Annotated in this window: 6 protein-coding genes; 1 reads left to right on the top strand and 5 read right to left on the bottom strand. The window is 54.4% G+C overall.

The window, feature by feature from the left end; translation table 11 throughout:
• Nucleotides 1-257: 257 nt before the first annotated feature.
• Both pssA and ilvC read right to left on the bottom strand, forming a co-directional pair.
• Nucleotides 258-1,112, bottom strand: coding sequence for a CDP-diacylglycerol--serine O-phosphatidyltransferase (pssA, locus tag QWI16_RS01425; RefSeq protein WP_302710933.1), 855 nt, complete (start codon nt 1,110-1,112; stop codon nt 258-260).
• A gap of 143 nt (nt 1,113-1,255) precedes the next feature.
• Nucleotides 1,256-2,272, bottom strand: a complete 1,017-nt coding sequence (gene ilvC, locus QWI16_RS01420; protein ID WP_302710932.1) for a ketol-acid reductoisomerase — start codon at nt 2,270-2,272, stop codon at nt 1,256-1,258.
• Between the two features lie 114 nt (nt 2,273-2,386).
• Here ilvC and ilvY point away from each other — a divergent pair, with 114 nt between their 5' ends.
• Nucleotides 2,387-3,262, top strand: coding sequence for an HTH-type transcriptional activator IlvY (ilvY, locus tag QWI16_RS01415; protein WP_302710931.1), 876 nt, complete (start codon nt 2,387-2,389; stop codon nt 3,260-3,262).
• Between the two features lie 59 nt (nt 3,263-3,321).
• Here ilvY and QWI16_RS01410 read toward each other — a convergent pair whose 3' ends face one another.
• The 3 genes from QWI16_RS01410 to ilvN form a co-directional block, all read right to left on the bottom strand.
• Nucleotides 3,322-5,967: a hypothetical protein gene (locus tag QWI16_RS01410; RefSeq protein ID WP_302710930.1), complete on the bottom strand. Its 2,646-nt coding sequence runs from the start codon at nt 5,965-5,967 to the stop codon at nt 3,322-3,324.
• A gap of 69 nt (nt 5,968-6,036) precedes the next feature.
• On the bottom strand, nt 6,037-9,084 hold the full coding sequence (locus QWI16_RS01405) for a TonB-dependent receptor (RefSeq protein ID WP_302710929.1): 3,048 nt from the start codon (nt 9,082-9,084) through the stop codon (nt 6,037-6,039).
• A 420-nt stretch (nt 9,085-9,504) separates the two neighbouring features.
• Nucleotides 9,505-9,996 (bottom strand): acetolactate synthase small subunit, encoded by a 492-nt coding sequence (gene ilvN, locus QWI16_RS01400; RefSeq protein ID WP_026286800.1) that lies wholly within the window; start codon nt 9,994-9,996, stop codon nt 9,505-9,507.
• Nucleotide 9,997: the final 1 nt, after the last annotated feature.

Genomic DNA, 9,997 nt, shown 5'->3' with positions numbered 1-9,997 from the left:
GCAACCCCTTTTTGAAAAAGTTTTTACCAAGCCTCAAACACCTTCCAAAAACGCTGATCAAACGCCCGCTTCGCAAGCCTTCAATCAACCTCGCCGGTGTCGAGGAGGGCGCATTATACGCACCAATCTAAACCGCGCAAGGCTTTTTGAGAGCAAATTAAAAATTTAGCCAAAGCCGGTCAAATTGCAACCAGTGCGGGCGAAAAACACACAAAAAAGGCGGCTTACGCCGCCTTTTGCCCGTGGCAGAAGAGATGCTAAGCGTCCTCTTTTGTCTCCTCACCCACCTGGGCGCGACGCGCCAGCTTCGGCGCCAAGATTCCTTTTCTCTGCCAGAGCCAGCAAGCGGGCCCCGAGAAGGCGTAAAGCAATGCCATCACCAGCAAGACTCTGGCAGGATCGATACTGACAATCACGAAGACCAGAACCACCACCAGCATGGCGACAAAAGGCACCCGCCCCCGAAAGTCGATGTTTTTAAAACTGGTATAGCGCACATTGGAGACCATCAACAGAGCGGCTATCACCGTAATTAACGCCGCCAACACGGCGAGCGGTAGCGACATATCCGTATCGTGACCTGACCAGACGGTGGCGGCAATCAAAGCCGCTGCCGAGGGGCTTGCAAGGCCCACAAACTCCCCCTTATCCACGGTGCCAATCTGAGTGTTAAAGCGCGCTAGCCGAAGCGCGGCGCAGGCGACAAAGCCAAAGGCCGCGGCCCACCCCACCTTGCCTAAATCCACCAGCGCCCAGTTAAACATCACTAAGGCTGGCGCCAAACCAAAGGACACCATGTCGGCCAAGCTGTCGTACTGCTCGCCAAAAGCACTGGAGGTATTGGTCAGTCTCGCTACCCGACCGTCCATACCATCAAACACCATCGCGACGAAGATGGCGATGGCGGCCACTTCAAAGCGCCCCTGAGTAGCCGTAATAATGGCGTAAAAACCACTGAAAAGCGCCGCTGTTGTGCATAAGTTGGGCAAGAGGTAGACACCTTTGTGGCGGACTTTTTTACCGCCCTCCTGAACCTCCTCGACATGCTCGTCAAACGGCAACAAACTGTCGTCGCTTTCTTTATTCAAACGCTTGTCCGCGTCATCACTCATACTATTCGATCCCGCAGCTGTGAGTTTTCGGGCCAGAGTCTTCTCCAAGGCCGAACACTAGCCTACCACAAAAACGACAAACCCCTGCGCCAGGCAGGGGTTTGTCGTCAGAGGCTTCGCCTCCACCAAGGCCGCGGCGCGCCTTAGTTTTTTGCTTTATCAACGATTTTGTTCGCCTGAATCCAGGGCATCATCGCACGCAGCTTTTCACCCACTTGCTCGATGGGGTGCGCAGCGTTATTGCGACGATTTGCGGTCATTGATGGGTAGTTATGGGCACCCTCCGCAATAAACATCTTCGCGTATTCGCCGTTTTGAATGCGCTTGAGCGCATTGCGCATAGCGGCGCGTGACTCTTCGTTAATCACTTCAGGGCCGGTCACATACTCGCCATACTCGGCATTGTTAGAAATGGAGTAGTTCATGTTGGCGATGCCGCCTTCATACATCAAGTCGACAATCAGCTTGAGCTCGTGCAAGCACTCAAAGTAAGCCATTTCTGGCGCGTAACCCGCCTCGGTCAGGGTTTCAAAGCCCATTTTTACCAGCTCTACCGCGCCACCACACAGAACAGCCTGCTCGCCGAACAGATCGGTTTCGGTTTCGTCTTTAAAGGTAGTCTCAATAATACCGGTGCGACCACCGCCTACGCCTGACGCGTAAGACAAAGCAACGTCTTTGGCTTTGCCGGAGGCGTCCTGGAAGATAGCGATCAGATCGGGGATACCGCCGCCTTTCACAAACTCGGAGCGTACGGTATGACCCGGGGCCTTGGGCGCAACCATGATCACGTCCAGATCCTTGCGGGGAACGATCTGGTTGTAGTGAATGGCAAAACCGTGAGCAAACGCCAAGGTGGCGCCTTCTTTTAGGTTTGGCTCGATCTCTTCTTTATACAGCTGAGCCTGAAATTCATCCGGCGTGAGCAGCATCACTACCTCGGCGCCGGCAACCGCATCGGCGACCTCAGCTACTTTCAAGCCATGAGCCTCAGCCTTGGCAACGGATGAAGAACCCTTGCGCAGACCTACGGTGACATTCACACCCGAGTCATTCAGGTTGCAGGCGTGGGCATGGCCTTGCGAGCCGTAGCCAATAATGGCCACTTTCTTGCCTTGGATGATGGATAGGTCGCAATCTTTATCGTAGTAAACCTGCATAGCAGACTCCTTAAAAGTGGGGTGAGTGACAAATCCCGGGCAGTGTAGTGAATGCGCAGCGTTACGTAAAATGATATATTCGCAATCTTATATTGCAGAATTAGCAACAAGCACATGGATATCCACAAACTCAGACTCTTTACGGCTCTGGCTGAGACAAGCCACTTTGGCCGGGCGGCGGCTACATGTCACGTCAGCCCTTCCACCATCAGCCGCAACCTCAAGCAGCTGGAAGAGGAGCTCGGGGCCCGCTTGATGGAGCGCGACAATCGTTCGGTGGCCCTGACCGACCAAGGCCACCAATTTCTCCAATTTGCCCGCGAGACGTTACAGCAATGGGAAACCTTTCAGGAATCGCTGTGGGCGGGAGCTGATCAACTTAAAGGCCAGCTGAGCATTTACTGCTCGGTAACCGCAAGCTATAGCTTTCTCTACGACATCCTCACTGAATTTCGTGCGCTCCACCCGGGCATCAACATCAAGCTTCATACGGGCGACCCCGCCCAGGCCATTGAGCGCATCACCGGCGGCTTTGAGGATATTGCCATCGCCGCAAAGCCAGAGAAACTGCCAGCCGGCCTGGACTTTAAACCCATCGCCCGCTCGCCACTGGTCTTTATCTGTGCGGCCAACTCCCGCAACACACCCGAGCAAGAGCGGCTCTGGAAGCACCGGCCCATGATTATCTCGGAAGAGGGATTGGCACGAGAGCGCTTCAATCAATGGTGTCAGCAGGAACGCATAAGCCCCAATATCTATGCCGAGGTGAAAGGTAACGAAGCCATCGTCAGTATGGTGAGCCTCGGGTTTGGTGTGGGCTTGGTTCCCTTGATCGTGTTGGAGAACAGTCCACTCAAGGAGCAGGTAAGGGTGATTGAAGGCCAACCAGACCTGGGGCCCTTTGAGACGGGGATATGCGTACTGGAAAGGAGGCTTAAAAGCCCGATTGTCTCGGCACTTTGGCAACAAATTGCCGACAAAGCGCCTTGACGGGATTGGGACCCCTGCTCACCCGTTTGCAAATCAGATGAACAGGGGCCCGCTGCAGGTTACTCGAACATCACCGGCAGAGAAGTCGCGGTAATACCAGTGGGGCCATTGACGATTTGCTCGCCGCGCTCGGTCAGCACTTCCCCCTCTACATCCTCAGTGATCGTCAGGGCGCTCGTATCGTACCAAGTGCTTGCAGTCCAACCGAAGGGCACCACGTGGAATCCCATAGACTTGGCTGCCAAGGCACTACCGGCATCCAAAGCACCGTTGGTGAAATCCACGGAGAGATCCTCCACGGAACCCATGGTATTGAAGCCCTGCTCGTAAATCGGCTGCAGATCATCCACGATGCTGTCACCGATAATCTCGATATCGTCCAGCTTAAACTCGCCGGCAATGGTGCCACCGTACTGGAAGCCAAACATCTGTGGCGACAGGGTGCGAGAGAAGCCTTCTGGGTAATCTTCATCCGTAATTTCAAACTCCAGATCGTTCCACTGACCGTAGTTAATGACCGACATATCGACTTCACCAAATGGGAAATGCTGCCAACCACCACTTTGAAAGAAGAAGGTCATCCAGAACTCCGTACCAGAAAACGATTCCGGAAGGAACAACCGTGCCTTCACCGTTAAATTGCCACCAAAGTTAATCTCTTGCACTGAGTTAACATCGGCCTTGTTAACCGCACCGCCATCACCGGCCGGAACGCTTGCTACCAGCTCACCATCGACACTGGACACTTCAACTTGGCCGCCGTCCCAGCCAGCATTGACAAAGCCCTCTGTACCGCTGCTGAACGTCGCTTTGTACTGGGTGTCGGTCACCACTTTGGTGGGCCGCGCCGATGGATCCTCGATGACAATAGAGTCGATCATAATAGGATCAGACTTAGGCGTAGAAATACCACCTACTTGCAAGCCAAATGCTTGGGCGGTATGAATGTCAGAGGGTGGCTGCACGGTTTCATTGAAATTTACCGTGTACTTAAGCTCAGACCATTGCCCGGCGACCAAAGGCGCCTTAGACACCGGCACTGCATTCCAGGACCAACCTTCACCAAACTGCCCAAAAGCCTGCATCCACATGTTCGGGATATCACTCGCGTATTCCTCGGAAAGGAACATACGCACGGTCACATTGAGCGTTTTGCTAAAGTCGATCAAACCAATGGCATCGCCGTTCCAGGCCGCCATACTGAAGTCCACCTGACTTCCAGTGGGCAGCGCCTGAAGGCTACCATTAGCCACAGACAGTTCGGAGTTGCTCGCCATCCATTGTTCGGTGTCGCCATCCGTATTGAACTCCGAAGTAAACATGGGCGGTACACCGGGGAACAAGTTCATATTGTCAAACTTGATTTCCCCTTCTGAGGTATCCGCCTTGCCGTTGGCAAGAATTTCCACACCGACGTGAGTCACAGCCGTTTGATCGAACCCGGTGGCGCCATCCATTAAATTCGCCGGATCGATTTCAGCTGGAATATCAAAGCGCAACTTGTTCCACACATTTTCACGCAGCTCGCGCGCCAGCGACATACCCAGACGCAGTCGGTTGCCATCGGCATCCATTAGGTACATCGCAATACCTGTGGTGCCGTTAGGTGCATAGTTGGAACTGCCCGGGGAAACCCGCATAAACTCCAGGTAACGCCGGTCCATGAACACGTCCAAGGAGGTGGCGCCGCCGGTTAAATCGAGCGCTTCACCAAAGGCGTTCAGGTAACCCACTCCATCGTCGCTGCTGGCCCAGGGGGTATCCACCACCAGGGCGGTATCGCCCACGGCCTGCGCCATGAACTCGCTCTGGTCAACGGGGAAATCACCCGTCCCGGACCCACCAAAGGCGTTCATCACAAAGGGGGCGCCCTCCTGCGCAAGCAACGTATTAGCGGTGATGATTTTATCGGCGTTGTCCCAGCGCTGGCCTTCACCGTCAGCGGCAAAAATCAGGTTCTTTTCACTGTCAGCCGACAGGAGCTCTTTCCCCCGGCCAACCAGGAAAGCATTAAAATCCTGGCCGCAGTTGGCGCCGTCAATCATCAGCGGCAGCTTAAAACCCGCCTCACGAAAGCGGCGGATCAGTGCTTTGTAGGTATCCACATATTCCTGATAACCCAGGCTTGAGGCATTAAAAATACCCATAGGACCCCAGCCGTCGGCAATGTTAATGATCACCCGCCCCTGAAAACGATCTTGTGCCAAGACCGCGATCCACTTATCCAGCCACAGGGTGTTTACAGCATCAATAATGGCATTGGGGTCTTCCTGGCAGCGCAGTGAGCTACCGTCATCGGTCAAGCTGACCACCGCCACCATGTTTTGGTTGGCAATCGTGCTCAAGGCGCCATCCAGCTCATCGGCGGTGACATTGCTGTCGATCATCAGGCGCACCGCATTGGCGCCTGTGGCGGCCATCGGCTCCAGTGCATTAATCATCTGGGGGGGGTCGAGATGGTACTTGAGAGTCGCACCACGCAGAAAGACCGGATAGCCGCCCACATCCACGAGAAATTGTTGCTCGGTGGTCATGGTTGGCTCGTTTTCCGGCGGGCGGGGACGATCGGTCGGATCTTCAACGCCCGCTTCCGGATACATCATGTCGACATCCTGGTCTTCACCCAAAAGTCCGTCACCGCCGCCACAGGCGGTTAAGGTCAGAGCACCGGTCACGATGACCCATGGCAGTAATTTAATGTTCATATCCAAACTCCGTCATTATTCTTTTGGCCTCCGCGCCACGCGCGGGAGGCGAGTAGCTGAGAACTGGCCTTAAAAGGTCAGAGTAAAGCCCGCCGCATAACGGCGCTCTTGAACATTGATGCTTTGCAGCTGATCCTCGTACTGAGCGTAGTTTCTGCGATCTGTCGCGGTCAGATTGGTACCGTTGAGGTAGACGCTGACATGCTCGTTGATCCAGTAGCTCAAGGATAGGTCCAGATACCCGGCGGGCTCAGCCCAAGTCGCCAGGTTGATCGCTTCGCCACCTGGGCTTAAACCGACTGGCTGCACGTACTCGTCACTGCGCCAGTTGTAGGCCACACGAGCGTTGAAGCCGGCATGGTCGTACCAGAGAATCAAGTTGCTTTGATGCTCGGAGTTTGACTGAAGCGGCAGGGTATTGCCTTCCAGGTCTTTCTCGTCTGACTCGCTCTGTGAATAGGTGTAGTTAAACTCGATACCTGTGGAGCTCAAGAAGCTCGGCAGGAAGGTAAAGGGCTGACGATAACCGAACTCCACACCGTAAAGTGAAGAACCGCTGGCATTCTCGGTGGCCCAGACGTTGCCCGTCCTACCACGGTCAATGCCATCGCCGTCGACGAAGTTGCGCTGCTCCTGAAAGCTTCTCACCGAGGTGTCCACATCCATATAGAAAAGGCCCAGGCCGACAATAGCGTTTTCATCGAAGTACCACTCGGCGGACGTGTTATAGACATCGGCAATCCAGGGATCAATATCAATGTTGCCGTTGTCACTACCGCCGCCGACACAGGTAACGGTTTCACCCACCAGGTTACCTGCACTGTCGACGATCAGAACCCGTTCGCCATTCTCGTCCGTCTTTTCACACTGGCTGTACCAGAGAAACAAACCGGAACCAACATTCTGCAGGTCGTTGCGCGAGGTGGTACGAGCCGCGGCAAAGCGAACCACCACATCTTCGGATGGGAACATATTCAGGTTAAAAGACGGCAGGTACTGGGTGAAGGACCGCTCCTTGGTTTCAATATCGTAAACGAAGGCGAGCTTCTGATAATCCACAGCACCAATAGAGTTAAACACATCCAGCACTTCAGGAACGGTATTGCGCTCGACCGTCCGGTCCGTTTGCATCACCTTTAAACCGACATTCCCGCTGTAGGGTATACCGAATAACCCGCTCTCAGAACCGAAATTCAGTTGGCCAAAGACCTCAGCCGAGGCTTCCTCGACGTTGTAAGCATACGAAGGGTCTTCGACCGTACGGGTGCCTGGGTAGAGACGGTTCATAAACTCCAGCGGCGAATCCCACTGCGCCGGGTCAACGGAGGACACACCTCCCTCAAAGCCAGAGAAGGGGCCGAAATCGGTGAACACCGAGGTGTCTGCCGCCGTAAAGCCATTGTTGTACAGGCCGGCCTCTATCAACTCAGCAGGCTCGTCGTCGTAATTGAACAGCCGCCAATCCGGATAGCGCTGCCAAATGCGGTTGCCGCTGTATAGCTGATTGCGCTTGTCGATGGGAATCCGCTGGTCGTTTGCGTAGCGCTGGGTGGGCGTCACATAAAAGAACTCAGTGTAATCTGCCTCGCGCACACCGTAGCGCACCCCGAAGTCAACGGATTCAAAAAAGCCGCCGTTGTCAAATTCGAAGTTGGCGTCTACCCGCGCCACATTAAGAAGACCTTCTGTGTTGTTGCCGGTGGCGATCGCTTGGTAGCGCCCAAGGAGATCAGCGTCGGAAACGTCTTTATCAAAATTGAAAGAAGGATAATCGCCGGTGTAATCAACCGTTACAGCGTAAGGGTCAATAGGATCTTTGCCCGGAATACCATCAACGTCTACCCATTCCCAAGCCGGCGTGCCCTGCTGCAAGGACGCCTGGCGATAACGTTTCTCGGCCTCGGCATAAATGTAGCGGGCGGTGACCGTCAGGTTGTCGTGGTTAGTGTAGTCCAGCTGGACATTGGTGTTTAGTGCCGCCGTTCGGTTAATGTTGTTGGAGGAGGTCGTGGTGAAATCAGGAGCCAACACGTCCGCGACTTGCAGGCTGTGAATGGTCACGGTTTGAGCCTGGCCGGCCTCCTCTACGTAGGAGAACTGCCCTGCCTCATTAAAGACGGACCCGTCTTCCAGTGCATCGTAAAGATCCGATTCAGTGCCAGGTGTACCATTCACCTGATAAGAGCTGACCGCACTTTTCGCGTTGAACGCTACCCTCACACCACGGTCGTACTGCTCCATTTCGGTGTAAAAGGCGTCACCGCGCAAGCGGAAGTTATCGGTCAATTGCCACTCGATACTGACTGAGCCACCCTCACGCTCACGCGTTACAAAGCTGCTTGAGGCACCGTAGGTTTCCGGTACCAGATACCAGTCATTGACTAGGTCGCCATCGCCATCAAAGTCCAGAGGGTCTGTGGGCGTACCATTCTGACGATCCAGAAAGGCAAACCGCGAATCATGGTTCATTGAATAATTGGCGTTGTAGGACTCGGAGCTGAACAATCCGGCGTTAAACGCGAGATCGTCATTAAATTTGTAGCCAAAAAATCCGCTGACGTTGTAATCAGGATCGCGGGTTCCGGTGCTGCCATCGGGTTTGGTTTCATCCTTGGAGCGATCACCGAATGACCCTTCAGCACGGAGGTTGGCGGTAACCCCCTCTTCCATAGCCAGTGGCGAAAGAGTCTTCAGATCCACCACGCCCGAAATACCACCGGCCACCATAGAGGCCGACTGGGACTTGTAAACATCCACACCACTGATCATGCCGGCGGGGATATCGGAGTAATTGGCGCCGATGCCGGTGATACTCCAGGGACTTAAGAACTGTTCGCCGTTTAAGGTCGTGAGCACCTGGGGCATGCCGCGGATATTGAGGCTGGTGCCCTCATTGGCTTCGCGGTTAATCTGTACCCCGGTGACCCGCTGCAGCGAGTCGGTGATGGTTAAGTCAGGCAACTTACCGATGTCTTCTGCCACAATCGAGTCGACAATACGGTCCGAATCCCGTTTGATATCAATGGCCTTGGCTTGGGACTGACGCACCCCACGGACAATAACCTCTTCCAGCAAGGTCGTTTCTTCGCTGGCCGAATCCTCTGCCTGCTGGGCCATGAGACCTGGACTCCCCAGCACACAACCTATAGCCAGAGCTAAGGCACTTCTGCGGGGAGAAAACGCACTGCGCTTGATCATCTTATGAATCCTCGAACGTTTTTATGCTTATATTTGAACCGCCGAGAGACAGAGAAAGCCTTCGGGGCGCGCTGGCACGCACCGCTACAGAATCTGGGAGCAACCCAACCACTATTCTTATTGTCTCCGACCAGTCTTGTGATCGCTTATAACACCGGCACCCAGGCAAGCTGCGCCAAACTGTAACCGATTACACGAACAGTAGCTCAAACCCAGAGAAAATTCAATATAAAATTTATTTCACAAGCAAAAACCTGTAGAGGCCAGAGCTAGAGAGGAATAGGCAAGAAATGGGTAAAGTTGGAGAAGACGGGGGCGACTCGCGCCCCCGGTAAACGATTACAAACTAAGGACTTTTTCACCGCGCGCGATACCCGACACGCCAGAGCGGACCACCTCCAGAATAGAAGCATCCCCCACGGCCTGCAGGAAAGCGTCGAGCTTGTCGCTGGTACCGGTAATCTGAATGATGTACAGGCTGGCCGTAACATCCACTATCTGCCCGCGGAAGATATCCACACAACGCTTAATCTCGGCCCGCTGAGCGCCGGCAGCCTTGACCTTGATCAGCATAACCTCGCGCTCGATGTGAGCCCCCTCAGTCAGATCCACTAGCTTGACCACATCAATCAGCTTGTTCAGATGCTTGGTGATCTGCTCAATTTTGTGGTCGTCGCCGATGGTGGTTAACGTTAGACGAGACAAAGTTTCGTCTTCTGTCGGCGCCACGGTTAGGGACTCGATGTTATACCCCCGCTGGGAAAACAAGCCCACCACCCGGGACAGCGAGCCCGGGGCATTTTCCATCAATACTGAAATAATACGTCTCATG

This window comes from Gilvimarinus algae, assembly GCF_030518215.1.
In the GTDB taxonomy this organism is placed as follows: domain Bacteria; phylum Pseudomonadota; class Gammaproteobacteria; order Pseudomonadales; family Cellvibrionaceae; genus Gilvimarinus; species Gilvimarinus algae.
Note: the sequence above shows the minus strand (reverse complement) of the source record. Positions and strands in the feature narration are given on the sequence as shown.

Coding starts and splice junctions, on each gene's coding strand:
- pssA (WP_302710933.1), bottom strand. CDS start 1,112: ATGAGTGATGACGCGGACAAGCGTTTGAATAAAGAAAGCGACGACAGT.
- ilvC (WP_302710932.1), bottom strand. CDS start 2,272: ATGCAGGTTTACTACGATAAAGATTGCGACCTATCCATCATCCAAGGC.
- ilvY (WP_302710931.1), top strand. CDS start 2,387: ATGGATATCCACAAACTCAGACTCTTTACGGCTCTGGCTGAGACAAGC.
- QWI16_RS01410 (WP_302710930.1), bottom strand. CDS start 5,967: ATGAACATTAAATTACTGCCATGGGTCATCGTGACCGGTGCTCTGACC.
- QWI16_RS01405 (WP_302710929.1), bottom strand. CDS start 9,084: ATGGCCCAGCAGGCAGAGGATTCGGCCAGCGAAGAAACGACCTTGCTG.
- ilvN (WP_026286800.1), bottom strand. CDS start 9,996: ATGAGACGTATTATTTCAGTATTGATGGAAAATGCCCCGGGCTCGCTG.